Genomic DNA, 17,701 nt, shown 5'->3' on the forward strand with positions numbered 1-17,701 from the left:
GGGTCTCCGTTTATTCCGTACGCCCCCTTCGCGCGCCTCTCCCGCACCCCCTCCCGCACTCCCGCGCGCGTCCCTCGGCGCCCTCCGCGTACTCCCCTCTCTGCGCCCCCTCGGCGCTCCCCGCGCACTCCTTCGCGCGCCCCCTCGGTGCGCCGACGTGTTCCCGCCACCCGTCTTCCGTGCGTTATCGGCCACCGGAAGGGGGTCCGCGGAGTCCGCTTCCCCGTGAGAAATCTCCCGTCGCCACCGGCCCGAACGTACGCGCGAGGACAAGCCCGCACGTCCCTGACCTGAGACTCTGCGGAACACGCGTGACATTGGCATATGCCACAGGGGTGCGTCCCAGATGAGGGCCCGGGCCTTCCGCATCATTCTCGCCAACAGCCGCCCCGCGGAAGGTCCTTGGCGGTTATCGTGGTACGAAAGCTTGCGGTCACAACCTGGTAGGGGGAAACCGTGGCGCTGAAGCCCGAGCCCACCGCGCCGTTCCACTCGGTGCAGTACGCCCTGCGCGTCCTGGAGACGGTCTCACGGCACGGCGGCGGAGTGACGGACGTCCAGATCGCCCGCGAGACCGGCCTTCCCGTCACCCACCTCTCCTCGCTGCTCCTGATGCTCCGCCGCGAGGGGTACGTCGAGCAGGTCGCCGACGGCGCCTACGTGGTCGGGGACTCCCTGGTCCTCCTCGGCTCCGGCCTGACCCGCCGCGAAGCCCTGGAGGCCAAGCTCCAGGAGACCCTGACCGAGCTGCGCGACTCCGTCGGCGCGGCCGTCTACATCAGCCGGTACATCGACGGCGAGGTCAGGATCACCCAGTTCGCCGACGGCCCGCGCACGCCCAAGGTCAACGAGTGGGTGGACTTCCGCTCGGCGGCCCACGCCAGCGCCGTCGGCAAGTGCCTGCTCACCCAGCTCGACCAGAACGGACGGCGGGACCACCTCTCCCGCCACAAGATCGCCCGGCTGACCTCCCGGACCATCACCAGCGAGCGGATCCTCTTCTCCAAGCTCGACAGCCAGCCGGCCACCGTCCCCGTGCTCGACCTCCAGGAGTACGCGGTGGGCACGGTCTGCGCCGCCGTGCCGCTGACGGCGGGCGCGTCCGTGGGCTGCCTGGCGCTCTCCCTGCCGATCGAACACGCCCACCGGCTGCGCGCGGCGGCCGACACGCTCAACCGCAGGGCCGCCCCGGTGGTGCTCTCGCTGGCCATCTGACACCGCTCCCGGGGGACGGCCGGCGGGGCCGCCGGACCGGCGGTCACGAGCACTCCGTGGGACCGGGTAGTATTTTCTCTGTCAGCAGGCGCCGCTAGCTCAGTTGGTTAGAGCAGCTGACTCTTAATCAGCGGGTCCGGGGTTCGAGTCCCTGGCGGCGCACCGACAGAAGAAGCCCCTCGCGGAAGCGGGGGGCTTCTTCGTGCGCCCGGACCCGTCTCTACGCCTTCAGGTAGGTCAGGACGGCGAGGACGCGCCGGTGGGTGTCCTCGGCCGGGGGCAGGTCCAGCTTGGCGAGGATGTTGCCGATGTGCTTGCCGACGGCGGCCTCGGTCACCACGAGCCGGCGGGCGACCGCCCCGTTGGAGTGCCCCTCCGCGACCAGGCCCAGGACCTCGCGCTCGCGCGGGGTGAGCGCCGCCAGCGGGTCCCGGTGGCGCCGCAGCAGCTGCCGTACGACCTCGGGGTCGACGACCGTGCCGCCGTCCGCGACCCGGACCAGCGCGTCCAGGAACTCCTCGACCTGCCCGACCCGGTCCTTCAGGAGGTAGCCGACGCCGGTGCCGTCGCCCGCGTCGAGGAGGTCGGCGGCGTAGCTGCGCTGCACGTACTGGCTGAGGACGAGGACCGGCAGGGCGGGCCGCTCGGCGCGGAGCGCGACCGCCGCGCGCAGCCCCTCGTCCTGGAAGCCGGGCGGCATCCGCACGTCGGTCACCACGACGTCCGGGTCGTGGGCGGCGACCGCCTCCCGCAGGGCGTCGGCGTCCCCGACGGCGGCGACGACCTCGTGGCCGAAGCGGGCCAGGAGCCCGATCAGCCCCTCCCGGAGGAGGACGCCGTCCTCGGCGAGGACGACGCGGAGCCGGCGTCCCGCGCCGGGCCGATCGGTGCTGAACATGGGATCTCCACTCGGAGGAGGGTCGGTCCGCCCGGCGGGCTCGTGATCACGAGTGTGCCATCGAGGACGGCGACGCGGTCGGCGAGGCCGGTGAGGCCGCTCCCCCGGGCCGGGTCCGCCCCGCCCCGCCCGTCGTCCTCGACGTCGAGCCGCAGGACGCCGTGCGCGTGCCGGGCGGTGATCCGGGCCCGGCCGGCGCCGCTGTGCCGGCCGACGTTGGCGAGCGCCTCACAGGCCGCGAAGTAGCCGGCGCTCTCCACGGCCCGGGGCAGCCGGGGCAGCTCGGCGTCGGTGTCCACGGGGACGGCGGAGCGATCGGCGGCGTCGGCGAGGGCGGGGCCGAGACCGTAGTCGGTGAGGACTTGGGGGTGGATGCCGTGGATCAGCTCGCGCAGCTCGGTCAGGACCCGCCCGGCCTCCGCGTGGGCCTTCGCGAGCCGGTCGGCGAGCGGACCCGGCGGGGCGTCGAGGCGGGCGAGGCCGAGGGTCATGGTGAGGGCGACCAGGCGCTGCTGGGCCCCGTCGTGGAGGTCGCGCTCGATGCGGCGCCGCTCGGCCTCGAAGGCGTCGACGAGCCGGGCCCGGGAGGCGATGACCTCGCCGATCCCGCCCGCCGGGGCGTCGCGCGGGGCGAGCAGGGCGCGGGCGAGGGCGGCGCGGGCCCCGGCGGCGGCGGTGAGCGGATACGCGAGGGCCACGAGGAGGACCGCGGTGGCGAGGGCCCCGGGCCAGGAGGTGACCAGGTACGCCTTGACGACCTTGACCTCGTGGCCGTCGGCGGCGAACTGGACGGGGACGCACATCAGGGCCAGGGGCAGGCCGGCGCCGACGGCGAGGACGACCAGGTCGAACGGCCACAGGACGGTGGCGAGCAGCAGGGCGTACGCGAACTCCCGCCAGGTCGCCGGCTCCCCCGCCCGCAGCCGGAGCCAGGCGGCGAGGCCGGGAGCGGCGGGGACGCGGTGCGGGTCGGGGGCCGGGTCGCGGTCCACGAGCCGGAGCCGGAACCGTTCGAGCGCGCCGAGGACGGGGCCGGAGAGCAGGAGCGGGGGCAGCCCGACGAGGACCAGCGAGAAGACGCCGAGGACGAGCAGGGCGAGACCGGCGGCGGCCCCGGCGAGCGCGCCGGTGGCCAGGTACGCGACGGCCCGCCACGGCCAGGGGCCGAGGAGGAGGCGGGGCCGGGCGAGCGCCTGCCAGGGCGTACGGGGTTCCATGGGCACCCACGGTAGGCGGGGCGGCGGGGGCGGGGCCATGGGGTCGGGGGGTGGGAGGGGGGCAGGGCCGGGGGTGGGGTCGGGTCCGCCTCCGGGGCCGGGGTGCGGCTCGCGCCCCGGCCCCGGGGCGGCGCCCGGGGTGCCGGATCCACGGGGGCGCGGAGGCCGTGCTCCCGTGGATCCGTCCTACGTCCGCCGGGCCGTCAGAACTTCACGTCCGAGCAGGCGTAGAAGGCGTTCGCGGTGTCCGCGACCGTCCACACCGCCAGGATGAGGTGGCGGCCCGTCTTGCCCGCCGGGAGGTTCCCGGAGTGCGAGAGGGTCGACGGCGGCTGCTGGTTGTTGTAGGGGACGGTCAGGAACGGCTGGGGGTCGAGGGCCGCCCGGGTGAGCGGCTGGCTCGGGTTCCACCCGTTCCTGGTGATGTAGTACTTGAAGTCGGTGGTGCGGTGGCGGGCCGTGAACTGCCAGCGGAAGTTGTAGCTCTGCCCCGCCGTGACGCTCGTCGCCGGCCAGGTGCCGCCCCGGGGGTCGTCGAGCTGGGCGAACGGGGCGTTCCCGCCGGCACAGATCTTTCCGTCGGCGGGTCCGGCGGCCGGGAAGCCCTTGAGCCCCTCGACCGACTGCGGCTCCCACTGGATGTTGCCGCAGTTGGACACGGTGCCGTTGGCGCAGAGCTTCTGACGGCTGATCGGCGAGTCGGTGTAGCCGTGGCTGCCGGCGCTGCCGGTGCCGAGGAGGGTGACGCCGGCGACGCCGAGCGCCACCAGCGTCGCCCCTATCGATTTCTTGCGCATGCTGTCGCTCCAGGAGAACGTGGGGGAGTTCCGTCGGTCGTGCTGCACGCGTGCGTGTGGTGCGGGTGGTGCGGGTGTTTCCCTGTTCTTTGCCGTACGGCGATGACGCATTTTGGTCTGGACCAAGTAACAAGGTATGGACCTAACTTGGCCCTGTCCATCCCCTCAGGCCCCCTCGGCGGAAGACGCCCTTCCCGTGTAGAACGCCACCGTCAGGTCCTTGACCAGCGCCTTGCGCTCGTAGTCGTCCAGCTCCACCAGACCACGACTGGTCAGCCGGTGGACCACGTCGTCCACCGCGTCCACGACCGACGTCAGGACGCTGTCCCGGTGCTTCGCGTCGAGCGCCGCGATCCGGCTGCGCCGCATCGCCGTCGCGACCTCGGGGGCGTACTCGATCCGCGTCGGCTGCGCCGAGAAGACGTCCAGGCCGACCGGCGCGCACTCCGCCGACAGCATCCGCGTCAGGGCCTCGCCGACCGCCTCCGCGTCCCGGAGCGTCGGGGCGTCCTCGTGGAACGCGTCCGCCGGGAGCTGCGAGAGCACCCGGGCCATCGCCGCCTCCACCTGTTCCCGCAGGTACTCCTCGTGGCCGTCGATCCCGAGCGACGCCCGGACCGTGTCCCGCACCCGCCAGACCACCAGGACGACCACGTCGAGCGCCGTGCCCCGCGCGTCCACGGCCGGCAGCGGCTCGCTGCGCCAGTGCCGGAGCCGTACGTCCACCCGGCGGCGCAGCAGCAGCGGGCTGACCCAGATCAGACCGGTGCGGCGGACCGTGCCGCGGTAGTCCCCGAACAGCGTCAGGACCCAGGCGTAGCCGACCCGGCCGCGGCCGAGGCCGCCGAGCGCGAAGAGGACGGCCACGATCCCGAGGGCGAGCAGGGCCCACTGGCCGAGGTGGACGCCGTGGTACGGGCGGACCGGCAGCCGCAGCATCCGCGCCGCCTCGTCGGGCACCGCGCCCGTCCACCACACGACCACCGCGCACCAGGCGAGCGCCAGGGCCCCGCCGACCACCCCGACCCATCCGGGCAGCACCGCCCCGGGACGCTCGACGAGAGCGGGGTCGGCGGTGGGGGCCGGACGGGAGGAGGGGGGCGGGGCCGCGTGCCTGGCCCTGCTCTTCGCCACCGCACGGGGCCGGGGCGCGGGCGCCCGCTCGGTACGGCCCGGGGCCGGGGTCTTCGCCGGGCCCGGGACGCCGGGCCCCCGGGCCTTCCCCGGAGCGGTGGGCGGGGCCATGGCGACGGTGTCGGGTCCCCCGTCGTCGTCCTTCGCGCCGGGGGCGCCGGGGGCGCCGGTCTCCGGCTCGTCCCGGAAGAGCAGGTGCACCGGGATGGAGCCGGTGGTCTCGGCCCCGATCACGTTCCTCCGCCGTGCCACCCGCACCACGCCGGCGACGGGCAGGGCGACGACGGCGACCCGGGCACCCTTGATCCGCCCGAAGTCGGGAACGGTGGTCCCGCCGGGGGGGTCGGGGGTGGAGGTGGGGGTGGGGGCCGGTTCCGGTGCCGGTGCTTTGGCCGGGGCCGGGGCCGGGGCCGGTGCTTTGGTCGGTGCCGGGGTCGTACCGGCCTGTGCGGGTGCCTTCGTGGGGGTGGGGGCCTTGGTCGCCGGAGCGACTGGGGCGACCGGGGTGACCGCTTCCTGCGGGGAGGCAGGGGTCTTCTCCCGCGCGGCGACGGCGGTCGGGGCCGCCACCGGGGCGACGGTCACCCGCACCGCCGGGGCGTCGGGCGTCGGGGCCGCCGGAGCATCGACCGTCCGGCTCTCCGGAGCGCCTCCCCTCGGCTCCGAAGGGGCCTCCGCCACCGGAGCGGCGGTCGCCCGTACCAGTGAGACGCCGACCACCGGGGGCGTCGGCTCGTCCGCCGTCGGACTCACCGGAGTACCCGCCACCGGATTCGCCGGAGCACCGGCCGCCCGGTCCGGCGAGGTGTCCGTCGCCGGGGCGTCCGGCTCAGCCGGGGCGGTGGTCGCCAGTGCTTCGGGGTCCCAGTTCGGTGAGGCGTCGGCGACCGGGGCGGCCGGGGGCTCCGGCACCCGGGCCGCCGCCTCGTCCGGTGCCGGGGTCGAGGTCGAGGGCGCGGGCGCGGGCGCGGGCGGCGTCAAGAGGTCGCCCGGTGGGGTGCGGGGTGGGGACGTGCGGGGGAGGGTGCCGTCCGTCAGGCGTCTCGCCGTGCGGGCCGCGTCGCGCGAGGCCGCCGCGCCGGAGTCCGCGGGGGTCGGGGTCGGTGCCGTCATTCGGGATCCACCTCATGCTCTCGGGGTCATCGGAACAAGCGCCGCCAGGTCTCCGGGCCCGGGTAGCCGTCGGCCGCTCCGCCGCGCCAGCCCTGTGCCCGCTGGAACGCCTCGACGTTGCGGCGGTCCGCCTCCGTCCAGCGCGGACCGGGTCCCGACAGGTAGTGCTTGCCGAAGCCCCGCTTCACCAGTTGTTCGCCCAGCTTCTCCACATATGCGTTGGATCGGCCCGGACGGAAGGAGCCACGCCCGGGAAAGGGCGTCGCATGCGCGCTCGGCCCGCCCGAACCACTCGAACCGCCGATGCTCCGGCCCTTCCCGGTCACGAGCAGCTCCCACGTGTCGGGCCCCGGGATGCCGTCCGCCTCCCTGCCCCGCCAGCCCTGCGCCTCCTGGAACGCCCGGGTCGCCCGCCGGTCCGCCTCGGTCCACTTCGGACCGGGTCCCACGGCGTAGAACTTCTTGCCGCCGCGCGCGACGAGCAGCCGGCCGAGCCGGGTGACGTGCGTGTTCTTCCTGCCCGGCCCGAACTGCGCCGCGCCGGGGAACGGCGGCACCCCGGCCGTCTCCCCGCCCCCGGCGCCGGTGCCGTCGCCGCTCACCACGCCCTTGTAGCGGTAGGCCACGTACCGGTCGGAGTTCTCCCAGTACGCCATCGGCGTGGTCTTCTTCCGCGTCTGCGGCTTGGTCTGCTCGTACGCGGTGTAGGAGGTGCGGGTGTGGTCGGTCCAGCCGCCGAAGATCGTGACGTGCGAGCCCCGGGTCGGGTCGGCCGGGTTGTGGAAGAGCAGGATGTCGCCGGGCTGGAGGTCGGCCCGGTCGATCTTCTCGCCGAAGCGGTCGAGGCTGCCGGTCCACTCGTTGGCGCGCAGGTTCCAGGCCATGGAGATGTAGCCGGAGCAGTCCTGCCGGTAGCCGTCCGTCCAGTACTTCTCCATGGAGTACGGGACCCGCGCGTCGACCCACAGCTTGGCGCGGTTGACGATCTCGGTGCGGGTCGTCGGCCGCAGCGTGTCGGTCGCGACCTGGCCGGTCGTCGGGGTGGCGGCCGGTACGGGCTGGGATCCGGGGCCCGGCGCGCCGTGCAGCGGCCCCCACCCGCCCTGCGGCGTGTCGGTGTCGACGGCGGAGGCGGGGTCGGGGCCGGGCTCCGCCGTCCCGCCCGCCGGTGCCGGGATCCCCGTGTCCCCCGGCGCGTCCGGCGCGCGGGAGAGCACAGTCGCCGCGCCGGTCCCGCCGCCGCCCAGGACCACGCCCGCCGCCGTCACCAGGACCAGGGCGCGGCGGGCGCCGTGGGCCGCCGGGTGGCCGCCGGCCCGGACCGGCAGGCCGAGGGCGAGGTCACGCCGCTGTCGGGCGCAGCCCGGGCAGGCGCAGTCGGCCGCTGGCTCGAACTCTTCGAAGACCGGCACGCTCATGCGATTCCCCTCCACACTCGTGAAAGATCTTTTCGACCGTCGTTTGGGGCGTCCGTGCGGCAACTGTCCGTATAAATAACATTTTGACGGATCGAAGGACCGATACGACCGTCCGACAGGCCGGGGACGGCCGTTATTGGTCAGGAGCACGTCTTCGCGTCGGGTAGAGTTCTCTCTGTCAGCAGGCGCCGCTAGCTCAGTTGGTTAGAGCAGCTGACTCTTAATCAGCGGGTCCGGGGTTCGAGTCCCTGGCGGCGCACGCACAGTCAAGGCCCCTCACCGATGGTGAGGGGCCTTGATCGTTGTCGAGAGTCCGTTGTCGAGCTCGTCGTCGAGAGGGTTCTCAGCCTCCCGTGAGGTACGCCGACACCACCACGTTCGCCGTGTAGGCGCCCGTCTCGCGGTCGAAGGTGCCGCCGCAGGTGATCAGGCGGAGTTCGGCGCGGCCGGGCTCCCGGGGGCCGTAGGCCTTCGTCGCGTCGAAGCCCTCGCGGGGGAAGACCCGCACGTCGTCGACCGTGAACTCGGCGACCGAGCCGTCCGTCCGGGTGACGAGGACCTTCGCGCCGGGGCGGGCCGCGCTCAGGCCGTAGAAGACGGCCGGGCGGGTCTCGGTGTCGACGTGGCCGACGAAGAGCGCCGCCCCGGCCGTGCCCGGCCGGGTGCCGGAGCCGAACCAGCCCACCGCGTTCGGCGTCTCGAAGGGCGGCGGGTCGATGGCGCCCGTGTCGTCCAGGCCGCGCGCCACGACGGGCGCGTCGACGCCGAGGGAGGGGACCTCGACCCGCCGGGGCGCGGCGGGCGCGAGGGGCGCGCGGGCCGGGGGCAGCTCCGACCCGGCCGGGCGGCCGACGGCGGCGATGTCGCCGGTGGTCGGCCCCGGGCCGCCCGGGGAGCCCCCGACCGCCCCGCCGCCCCAGAGCCAGAACCCGAGGAAGAGCAGGGCCCAGGCCGGGCCGGTGATCAGTCGCCCGGCGCCCGCCGGGCGGGTGCCGGACGACACCGTCACTCCGTGCCCGTGTGCGTACCCGTGCCGGAGGAGCCCTCGTCGCGCCGGCGGGTGCTGCGGACGGCGACCGCCACGGCGGCGACGCCGGCCATGGCGAGGCCGAGCACGGTGTACGGGGTGCCGAGGCCGTCCTCGCCGGCCGTCTGGGCGACGCCGGGGGCGGCGGGCGCGGCGAAGGCGGCGGTGCCTCCCCCGCCCGCGCGGACCGGGGCGACCGGGGTCGCGTGGTGGGACGGCTCGTGGGTGGGCCGGTGCGTCGGCCCGTGGCGCTCGACCCGGACACTGCCGGCGTCGTGGTGCACGTGGCCGTCGCAGACCACGCTCACCTCGTACGTACCGCTGTCGAGCCCGGACCGGAGGGCGGCGTCGCCGTGCAACGGGTGCTTCCCGCCGTCCCGGCCGACGAGCTTCGCGTCGGCGGTGAACGCCCGGGACTTCGCGGCACCGGTGGTGCCCTCGCAGCCCTCGACCCGGACGTCCACGTCGTCGCCGGGCGAGGCGGTGGACGGGGTGACGGTGACGCGCACCCCGTCGTGGGCGTACGCGCCGCCGGCCGCGGGCGCGAGGACGAGGACCAAGGCCGCCCCTGCGGCACGAAGAGCAATGGGACCTGAACGCATCGTGACCTCCTGGTGGAAGGGTCACCCGTTCCGGCGCTTCTCGCATCCGCAGGGGTCCGACCGGGTGTGCGGAGCGGGCCCTTTCCCGCCGGTCGGACGCGGTCGGCCGGTCAGACGCGGTCGACGATGTCGGCGATCGAGTCGACGATCCTGGACGGGCGGAACGGGTAGCGGTCCACCTCCGCCGTGGTCGTCAGACCGGTCAGGACGAGGAAGGTCTGCATGCCCGCCTCCAGGCCGGCCAGGATGTCGGTGTCCATCCGGTCGCCGATCATGGCGCTGGACTCGGAGTGGGCGCCGATCGCGTTGAGCCCGGTGCGCATCATCAGCGGGTTCGGCTTGCCCGCGAAGTACGGTTCCTTGCCGGTGGCCTTGGTGATGAGCGCGGCGACCGAGCCGGTGGCGGGCAGCGGGCCCTCCAGGGACGGGCCGGTCTCGTCGGGGTTGGTGCAGATGAAGCGGGCGCCGGCGTTGATGAGCCGGACGGCCTTGGTCATCGCCTCGAAGGAGTACGTACGGGTCTCGCCGAGCACCACGTAGTCGGGGTCGTGGTCGGTGAGGACGTAGCCGATGTCGTGCAGCGCGGTGGTGAGGCCGGCCTCGCCGATGACGTACGCGGTGCCGCCGGGGCGCTGGTCGTCGAGGAACTTGGCGGTGGCGAGGGCGGAGGTCCAGATGTTCTCGACGGGGACTTCGAGGCCCATCCGGGCGAGGCGGGCGTGCAGGTCGCGGGCGGTGTAGATCGAGTTGTTGGTGAGGACCAGGAAGGGCTTCCCGGTCTCCCGCAGCTTCCTGATGAACGCGTCGGCGCCGGGGATCGGCACGCCCTCGTGGATGAGGACGCCGTCCATGTCGGTGAGCCAGGATTCGATCGGCTTGCGCTCTGCCATGGGTGCGGGACTCCTGCCGTGCATGTCGTGCGGGGTGCTGGGGGGCGCCGCGACTGCGCTGTGGCGACGCCCCCAGCCTAGTCAGGATGCGGTGATCTTGACCCCGTCGATCGTCCAGTACCAGTTGTTGGAGCCGGTGTAGCGGAAGCGGAAGCTCACGGTGGAGGCGCCGGAGGGGACCGGGACCGTGAGGGACTGGGGCTGGGAGAGGACGTCGGCGGTGTAGCTCTTGACGACGGTCGGGGTGCCGCCGTTGAAGCTCGCCAGGACCTGGGCGGTCTGGGAGCCCTCCTGGCGGTAGAGGGTGGTGAAGCCGAGGGTGACCGAGGACGCGCCGGAGACGTCGTGCGCGGGCGTGACCAGGGTGGAGTCGTACGTCCCCGAGAAGGTCGTGTCGGCCCACTCGTCGGAGTCGGCGACGGCGAAGACGCCCCGGGCCCGCACGTTCAGCTCGCGGGACTGGTCGCGCTGGGAGCGGGACCAGAACTCGTCGGTGGCGAAGGACCAGCCGCGCCACTCGGTCACGCCGCCGGTGCCCATCGCGTTGTTGATGACGGACCAGCCGCTGGGTGCGGTGCGGGTGAAGCCGAGGACCCCGGCGGGGATGCCGGTCTCGTCGACGCGGCCGGTCAGCGACCCGTACAGGGTGTCGAAGGGGTCGGTGGAGCGCTCCTGGACCGGCTTGCCGTCCAGGCCCCAGGACGGGTCGGGGACGATGCCGAGCTGGCGGAAGACGGTGGCGGCGACGTCGACCAGGCGCGTGTCGATGGGGCGGGCGCCGGCGGCGATGCCGGGGCCCCGGGCGAGGACGAAGGTGCGCCGCTCCTCGACGCTGGAGCCGCCGTGGCCGCCGGCGTCGGTGTGGCCGTGGTCGGTGGCGACGATGACCGTCCAGCGCTCCGTGGCGTACGACGGGCGGGCCTCGATCGCGGCGAGGAGCCGGCCGAGGTAGGCGTCCTGGACGTCGATGGCTTCGAGGTACTTGGCGTGCGCGGCGCCGTAGTTGTGGCCGATCTCGTCGGTCTCGCCGAAGTAGACGAAGAGGACGTCGGGGTTCTGGTTGCGCAGGACGTCCTCGGTGATGTCGGTGATCACCTTGTCGTTGACGACGTAGTTGTTGTTGTAGACCAGCTTGGCGTCGGCGCCGGGGGTGACGGTGCCGTGGGTGTCGAGTTCGGGCCAGTCGACGGCGGCGAAGAGGGAGAGGCCGGGGCGGACCTGGTTCAGGCGGGCGAGGAAGCCGGGGTACGTGCCGTAGTTCTTGCCGGTGAAGGTGTTGTCCTTCACGCCGTGCTTGTCGGGCCAGACGCCGGTGGAGATGGTGGACCAGCCGGGGCCGGAGGAGGTGGCGGCCATCGGGTTGGCGTAGAGCAGGGAGCGGCCGTAGGTGCCGTTCGCCATCAGGGACTTGAGCGTGGGGGCCTGGGCGGCGTCGATCCGGTCGTACCGCAGGCCGTCCATGCCGACGACGAGCACCTTGTCCTTGCTGGTGCCCTCGGGGAGCGTCGGGGCGGCGGTCGTGGCGGCCGAGGCGGCGGGGGCGGTGGCGAGTCCGGTGGCGGCGACGGCCGCGGTGGCGCCGGCGGCGGCGAGCACGGTGCGGCGGGAGATGCCGGTGAGCGGCATGTCGGGGTCCTCCGTGGAAGGGGCGGAAGGGAGTCGGGACGACTCGACGCCCCTGACGTCTCAGGGGCGTTGGGTCCGTACCCGTTATCCTTCCGCGATCTGCGGAGGTGTTCCAGGGCCGTGCGGTGAACTCTCAGCTTCCGGTGGCGGACTTCCACGCGTCGACGTACGCCGTCAGGTTCGCGTCGATGTCGGCCCAGTCCGGTTCGAAGACCTCGACGCCCTCCAGGAGCTTGGCGAGGGCGAGGGCGTTGGCGTCGGTGGGCCTGACGTCCTCGCGGGCCGGGAAGCCGCCGCCGACGGCGCTGACCTGGCGCTGGGCGCCCTCGCTCAGCAGGAAGTCGAGGAGCTTCCTGCCGTTCTCGGCGTGCGGGGCCTCGTTCACCAGGCCGGCGGCGTACGGCAGGGCGAAGGTGGTGGGCTTCCCGTTGCCCTTGGCCGGGAACCAGATGCCGAGGTTCGGCATGGACTTGGACTGGGCGAAGTTCATCTGGACGTCGCCGTTGGCGACGAGGAGCTCGCCCTTGTCCACCTTGGGGGCGAGCTTGGAGGTGGAGGAGGAGGGGCCGACGTTGTTGGCCTGGAGCTTCTTCAGGTACTCCATGGCCGGTTCGCGTCCGCCGAAGTCGTGCATCGCCTTGATGAGCACGGCGGTGCCGTCGCCCGCGACGCCGGGGGTGGAGTACTGGAGCCGGTTCTCGTACTTCCTGTCGAGCAGCTCCTCCCAGGTCCTGGGGGCGGTCGGCAGCTCCTTCTTGTTGTGGACGAAGCCGAAGTAGTTGTTGACGACGGAGGTCCAGGTGCCGTCGGCCGCCTTGTCGGCGCCGTCCACCCGGTCGGAGCCCTGCGGCGCGTACGCCTGCAGCAGCCCCTTGGAGCCGGCCTGCTGGATGAAGGGCGGCAGGGTGACGAGGACGTCGGCCTGGGTGTTGCTCTTCTCGCGGAGGGCGCGCTGCACCATCTCGCCGGAGCCGCCCTCGACGTACTTCACCTTGATGCCGGTCTGCTTCTCGAAGTCCTCGAAGACCTTGTCGTACCAGCCGTCGCCCGCCTCGCCCTTGAGGCCGTCGGCGCTGTAGACGGTGACGACCTTCTCGTCGGAGGCGGCGGTGGAGCCGCCGCAGGCGGTGAGGGAGGCGGCGAGGACGAGGGCGCCGGTGACGGCGGCGAACGGCCTGACGTGCGTAAGCATGGCGTTGTTCTCTCCTGATGGTGAGGGGCTCGGCGGTACGGGGCTCAGCGGTACGAGGCTTCGGTGCGGACGCGGGAGACGGCGAGCAGGGCGAGCAGCGTCGTGGCCATGAGGACCACGGCGAGCGCCGAGCCGGTGAAGAGGGAGCCGCGGTCGGTGGCGGTGAAGATGAGCACCGGCAGCGGCAGCCAGTCCGGCGGGTAGAGCATCATCGTGGCGCTCAGCTCGCCCATGGAGAGGGCGAAGCAGAGCCCGGCGGCCGCGTTCAGGGACGGCAGCAGGAGCGGGAGCTTCACCCGGAGCAGGACGTACGAGGGGCGGGCGCCCAGTCCGGCCGCCGCCTGCTCGTACATCGGGTCCAGGCGCCGGATCGCGGCCGAGACCGACTGGTGGGCGAAGGCGGTGACGAGCACGGTGTGGGCCAGGACCACGATCCAGCGGGTGCCGTTGAGGAGCACCGGCGGCTGCGAGAAGGCGACGAGGACGGCGAGGCCGACCACCACCGACGGCACGGCGACCGGCAGCATGAAGAGGGCGTCCACGATCCGGCGGCCCCGCTTCCCCAGGGCCGCCGAGGCGAGCGCCGCCCAGGTGCCGGCGGTCAGCGCGATCAGGCTGGCGGTGACGGCCGTGACCAGGCTGGTGGTCAGGGCCTGGAGGGACTCGCCGCGCACGGCCGCCGCGTAGTGGGCGGTGGTCGGTCCGGAGGGGAAGGCGCCGGACCAGTGCGTGGAGAACGAGGCGGCGAGGACGACGAGGAGCGGCAGGGCGAAGAGCGGCACGAAGAGGACGGCGAACAGGGCCCAGGCCGTCCACCGGCCCGCACGGCTATGCACCAGCACGGCGGCTCACCCCCCGGTAGAGGGCGTAGAGGCCGGTGGAGAGGGCGACGTTGACGACGGCGACGACACAGGCGGCGGCGTAGTCGGACTCCAGGATCGCCTTGCCGTAGACGAGCATCGGGAGGGTCGTGACGCCCTTGGCGCCGGTGAAGAGGACGATCCCGAACTCGTTGAGGCACAGGACGAGGACGAGGCTGCCGCCGGCGGCGAGCGCGGGCAGCGCCTCGGGCAGGATCACCTGCCGGACGATCCGCGGCGGCCGGGCGCCGAGCGAGGACGCCACCTCCAGCTGGGCCGTCTCCATCTGCGAGAAGGCGGCGAGCAGCGGGCGCATCACGAACGGGGTGAAGTACGTGATCTCGGCGAGGAGCACGCCCCACGGGGTGGTCAGGAATCGGAAGGGCCCGGTGGCGGCGCCGGTGGCGTCGGTCCAGATGCCGTTGGCCATGCCGACCGTGCCGTAGAGGAACAGCAGGGCGAGCGTGATCAGGAAGGACGGGAAGGAGAGGAAGACGTCGATGAACTTCGCCACCGCCTTCGCGCCGGGGAAGGGCACGAACGCGATCACGAGCGCGAGGGCGAAGCCGAGGACCAGACAGCCGGCGGTGGCCGCGACGGCGATCCACACGGTGGTGACGAGGGCCTCGCAGAAGGAGGCGGAGCCGAGGACGGCGGCGTACGCGCCGGGGGCCAGCGACTCCCGGACGACGAGGGCGAGCGGGTAGAGGAAGACGAGGCCGAGGACGGCGACGGGGGGCAGGGCCCAGACCCAGGCGGGGGCGGTGCGCGCCTTTCGCGCACGGGGCGCGGCCGGGGCGGCCGTGGTGACGGCGCTAGCCATCGGTCACCCCCGCCGTGAGCAGCACCGCGTCCTCGGGCGCGAAGTGCAGGGTGACCTCGGTCCCGAGCGGGGGCGTCTCCCGCAGTTCGCGGACGTCCGCCTTCATCCGGTGGCCCGCCACCTCCACGTACAGGCGGTGGGTGGAGCCGCGCCACTGGACCTCGGCGATCCGGCCCCGGAGCGCGTTCGGGCCGTCGCCGAGGCCGACGAGGTGGGGGCGGACGCAGAGGGTGGCCCCGGCGCCCGGCGCCGCTCCCCCGGTCTCCACCTTCAGCGCGGTCCCGCCCAGGGTCACGCCGTCCGCGTCCACCGTCACCGGCAACAGGTTGGCGTTGCCGACGAAGGAGGCCGTGAACTCGGTGCGGGGCCTGCGGTACAGGTCCTGCGGGGTGCCGCAGTCCCGGAGCCGGGCCCGGTCCATGACGGCGATCCGGTCGGCCAGGGTCAGCGCCTCGACCTGGTCGTGGGTGACGTACAGGATCGACACGTCGGGCAGTTCGCGGTGGAGCCGGGCCAGTTCGGCCAGCATTCCGGAGCGCAGCTGCGCGTCGAGCGCCGACAGCGGTTCGTCGAGGAGGAGGACGTCGGGGCGTACGGCGAGGGCGCGGGCGATGGCGACGCGCTGCTGCTGCCCGCCGGAGAGCTCCCGGGGGTGGCGGCGGGCGTAGTCGGCCATGCCGGTCATCTCCAAGGCCTCCGCGACCCGCTCGGGGATCTCGGCCCTGGGCACCTTGCGGGCCTTGAGGCCGAAGGCGACGTTGGCGTCCACCCTGAGGTGGGGGAAGAGGGCGTACTGCTGGACGACCATGCCGATCCCGCGCCGGTACGGCGGCAGGTCGGTGACGTCCCGGTCCCCGATGAACACCCGCCCGGAGACCGGCCGGACGAACCCGGCGACGGCCCGGAGCGCGGTCGTCTTGCCGGAGCCGGAGGGCCCGAGGAGGGCCATGACCTCGCCGGGCTCCACCGTCAGGTCCAGGGAGTCCAGGACGGTGGTGGAGCCGTAGGCGACGGAGACGGCGTCGAAGCGGATGCCGCTGGTCACGCCTCGTACTCCCTTATCAGCTCGGGGAGTTCGGCGACGGAGGCGAGGACGCGGGTGGCGCCGTGCTCCTTCAGCGCGGTCTCGCCGTGGGCGCCGGTCAGGACGCCCGCCACGATCCCGGCGCCGGCGCGGACGCCGGAGAGCATGTCGTACGAGGTGTCGCCGGCGACCACGGTCCGGCGCACGTCGTCGACGGCGCCGGTGCGCAGGAAGGCGCCGAGGACCATGTCGGGGTACGGGCGGCCCCGGCCGCCGGTGTCGGCCGGGCAGAGGGTGAGGGGGACGAGGTCGCGCCAGCCGAGGGCGTCGAGGATGGCGTCCTGGGTGATCCGGGCGAAGCCGGTGGTGAGGACGACGGTCCTGCCCTGGTCCCGGAGGGCGGCGATGGTCTCGGCGGCGCCGGGGATCGGGGCGATCCTGCCGTCGGCGACGAGCTCTTCGTACGCCTGCTCGAAGGCGAGGTTGGCCTCCTGGGCGCGCCGCTCGTCGCCGCCGAGGAGGTGGCGGAAGACGGAGATCTTCGATTCGCCCATGGTGGCGCGGACGTGGCCGATCATCGCGGCCGGGTCCTCGCCGAGGCGTTCGGCGGCGACGGTGAAGGCCTGCTCGACGAGGCCGTCGTCGGCGACGGTGGTGCCGGCCATGTCGAGGACGACGAGGTTCATCAGGTGTGTGCTCATGGGGTTCACCAGCCCAGTTCGTTCGCGGTCGTCTCGGCGATGGCGGGCGAGCAGGTCATGCCCCGGCCGCCGGGCCCGGTCACCAGCCACACGCCGTCGCGGACCTTCTGGCGGTGCACGACCCGGGTGGTGTCGGCGCACTGCGCGTACACCCCGGCCCAGCGGCGCCTGATCTTCGGCAGCGGGCGGCCGAGGAAGGACTCGACGACGCGGGTGAGGTGCTCGTAGGGGTCTTCGAGGGTGTCGAAGGCGAAGGGGTGCTCGTACTCGTGGGTGTCGCCGATGGTCAGTCCGCCGTCGAGGCGCTGCACCATGAGGAGCTGCATCCGGTGGGCGGCGGCGGTGGGGTCCTGCGCCTGGCCCGCGTTCAGCGCGTCGAGGGCGCCGGAGGCGTAGGCCGGGTAGTAGCGGAAGGAGTCGGCGTCCGCGACGGAGGTCGTGAGCGGTTCGCCGAGCGGGTCGGTCTGCATCATCTGGAGGCGGACCCGGCGGACCGGGACCTCGCCGGCGACCTCGCGGACGAGGCCGGAGAGCCAGGCGCCGGTGCAGAGGACGACGGCGTCGCCGCTGTGGACCTCGCCCCGGTCGTCGCGGACGGCGTGCTCGCCGACGACGTCGCGGACCTCCCTGTTCGGCAGGAAGGTGTACCTGCCGGTGGCGAGGAGGGCCTCGCGGAGGGCGAGCTGCGCGGTGCGGGGCTCGACGGCGGCGTCCCGCTCGCACCGGAGCGCGGCCTCGAACTTCCCGCGCAGGACCGGGTTGAGCGCGCGGGCCTCGTCGGCCGTGAGCAGCTCGTAGCCCCGGGCGGCGGCGTCGGGGCGGGCCAGGGCGGCCTCGGCGACGGCGAGTTCGAGCGCGTTCCGCACGGGGGTGAGGGAGCCGATGGCCCGGAAGCCGAGTCCGGGGACGCGGGCGCCGATGCCCTCCCAGAGTTCGCGGGCGCGCAGGGCGGTGTCGAGCTCCTCCCCGCCGGCGCGACCGCTCACCCAGATCTGCCCGAAGTTGCGGAGGGAGGCGCCGCGCGCCTCGGCCTCGCGCTCGATGTGTACGACCTCGTGGCCGCGTTCCACTGCGTGCCAGGCGTGCATGGTTCCCACCACGCCGGCTCCTACGACGATCACCTTCATGCCGACGACGGTCGCGGGGGCGGGTGGCCCGGACGGG

16 protein-coding genes and 2 tRNA genes are annotated in these 17,701 nt (G+C 73.8%); 3 read left to right on the forward strand and 15 right to left on the reverse strand.

Annotation, left to right across the window (positions count from 1 at the left end; all coding sequences use genetic code 11):
- Positions 1–456: 456 nt before the first annotated feature.
- Positions 457–1,215, forward strand: coding sequence for an IclR family transcriptional regulator (locus tag ACFY7E_RS07855; protein WP_389481910.1), 759 nt, complete (start codon positions 457–459; stop codon positions 1,213–1,215).
- Between the two features lie 88 nt (positions 1,216–1,303).
- Positions 1,304–1,377, forward strand: a tRNA-Lys gene (locus tag ACFY7E_RS07860).
- Positions 1,378–1,435: 58 nt separating this feature from the next.
- Here ACFY7E_RS07860 and ACFY7E_RS07865 read toward each other — a convergent pair.
- From ACFY7E_RS07865 to ACFY7E_RS07885, 5 genes are all read right to left on the reverse strand, one after another.
- Positions 1,436–2,113: a response regulator gene (locus ACFY7E_RS07865; RefSeq protein ID WP_383433362.1), complete on the reverse strand. Its 678-nt coding sequence runs from the start codon at positions 2,111–2,113 to the stop codon at positions 1,436–1,438.
- Positions 2,029–3,330, reverse strand: a complete 1,302-nt coding sequence (locus tag ACFY7E_RS07870) for a sensor histidine kinase (protein ID WP_389481913.1) — start codon at positions 3,328–3,330, stop codon at positions 2,029–2,031. Before ACFY7E_RS07870 ends, ACFY7E_RS07865 begins: the two co-directional genes overlap by 85 nt.
- A gap of 203 nt (positions 3,331–3,533) precedes the next feature.
- A complete protein-coding gene (locus tag ACFY7E_RS07875; protein WP_383433367.1) occupies positions 3,534–4,127 on the reverse strand; it encodes a lytic polysaccharide monooxygenase in 594 nt (197 codons plus the stop codon).
- 165 nt (positions 4,128–4,292) lie between these two features.
- Positions 4,293–6,374: an SPFH domain-containing protein gene (locus tag ACFY7E_RS07880; RefSeq protein WP_389481915.1), complete on the reverse strand. Its 2,082-nt coding sequence runs from the start codon at positions 6,372–6,374 to the stop codon at positions 4,293–4,295.
- 26 nt (positions 6,375–6,400) lie between these two features.
- Positions 6,401–7,792: a peptidoglycan-binding protein gene (locus tag ACFY7E_RS07885; protein ID WP_389481918.1), complete on the reverse strand. Its 1,392-nt coding sequence runs from the start codon at positions 7,790–7,792 to the stop codon at positions 6,401–6,403.
- 185 nt (positions 7,793–7,977) lie between these two features.
- Between ACFY7E_RS07885 and ACFY7E_RS07890 the strand changes: the two genes are divergently transcribed.
- Positions 7,978–8,051, forward strand: a tRNA-Lys gene (locus ACFY7E_RS07890).
- Positions 8,052–8,135: 84 nt separating this feature from the next.
- Here ACFY7E_RS07890 and ACFY7E_RS07895 read toward each other — a convergent pair.
- The 10 genes from ACFY7E_RS07895 to ACFY7E_RS07940 all read right to left on the reverse strand — a co-directional run bounded on the left by ACFY7E_RS07895 (position 8,136) and on the right by ACFY7E_RS07940 (position 17,664).
- Positions 8,136–8,795 (reverse strand): class F sortase, encoded by a 660-nt coding sequence (locus tag ACFY7E_RS07895; RefSeq protein WP_389481920.1) that lies wholly within the window; start codon positions 8,793–8,795, stop codon positions 8,136–8,138.
- A gap of 2 nt (positions 8,796–8,797) precedes the next feature.
- Positions 8,798–9,421 (reverse strand): hypothetical protein, encoded by a 624-nt coding sequence (locus ACFY7E_RS07900; RefSeq protein WP_389481922.1) that lies wholly within the window; start codon positions 9,419–9,421, stop codon positions 8,798–8,800.
- A gap of 110 nt (positions 9,422–9,531) precedes the next feature.
- Positions 9,532–10,311 (reverse strand): HAD-IIA family hydrolase, encoded by a 780-nt coding sequence (locus tag ACFY7E_RS07905; protein ID WP_383433380.1) that lies wholly within the window; start codon positions 10,309–10,311, stop codon positions 9,532–9,534.
- Between the two features lie 81 nt (positions 10,312–10,392).
- A complete protein-coding gene (locus tag ACFY7E_RS07910; RefSeq protein WP_389481925.1) occupies positions 10,393–11,937 on the reverse strand; it encodes an alkaline phosphatase family protein in 1,545 nt (514 codons plus the stop codon).
- Between the two features lie 133 nt (positions 11,938–12,070).
- The gene (locus tag ACFY7E_RS07915; protein ID WP_389481927.1) at positions 12,071–13,129 is read right to left on the reverse strand and encodes a 2-aminoethylphosphonate ABC transporter substrate-binding protein; all 1,059 of its coding nucleotides are present in this window, start codon (positions 13,127–13,129) and stop codon (positions 12,071–12,073) included.
- A 44-nt stretch (positions 13,130–13,173) separates the two neighbouring features.
- On the reverse strand, positions 13,174–13,971 hold the full coding sequence (locus tag ACFY7E_RS07920; protein WP_389481930.1) for an ABC transporter permease: 798 nt from the start codon (positions 13,969–13,971) through the stop codon (positions 13,174–13,176).
- Positions 13,958–14,812, reverse strand: coding sequence for a 2-aminoethylphosphonate ABC transporter permease subunit (locus ACFY7E_RS07925; protein WP_389481931.1), 855 nt, complete (start codon positions 14,810–14,812; stop codon positions 13,958–13,960). Before ACFY7E_RS07925 ends, ACFY7E_RS07920 begins: the two co-directional genes overlap by 14 nt.
- Positions 14,805–15,857: an ABC transporter ATP-binding protein gene (locus ACFY7E_RS07930; RefSeq protein ID WP_389481933.1), complete on the reverse strand. Its 1,053-nt coding sequence runs from the start codon at positions 15,855–15,857 to the stop codon at positions 14,805–14,807. The genes ACFY7E_RS07925 and ACFY7E_RS07930 overlap by 8 nt, the downstream gene beginning before the upstream one ends.
- Positions 15,854–16,537, reverse strand: coding sequence for a phosphonatase-like hydrolase (locus ACFY7E_RS07935; RefSeq protein WP_389481935.1), 684 nt, complete (start codon positions 16,535–16,537; stop codon positions 15,854–15,856). The genes ACFY7E_RS07930 and ACFY7E_RS07935 overlap by 4 nt, the downstream gene beginning before the upstream one ends.
- A gap of 5 nt (positions 16,538–16,542) precedes the next feature.
- A complete protein-coding gene (locus tag ACFY7E_RS07940) occupies positions 16,543–17,664 on the reverse strand; it encodes a TIGR03364 family FAD-dependent oxidoreductase (protein ID WP_389481937.1) in 1,122 nt (373 codons plus the stop codon).
- Between the last annotated feature and the right edge of the window lie 37 nt (positions 17,665–17,701).

The organism is Streptomyces sp. NPDC012825, from assembly GCF_042900925.1.
Taxonomy (GTDB): domain Bacteria; phylum Actinomycetota; class Actinomycetes; order Streptomycetales; family Streptomycetaceae; genus Streptomyces.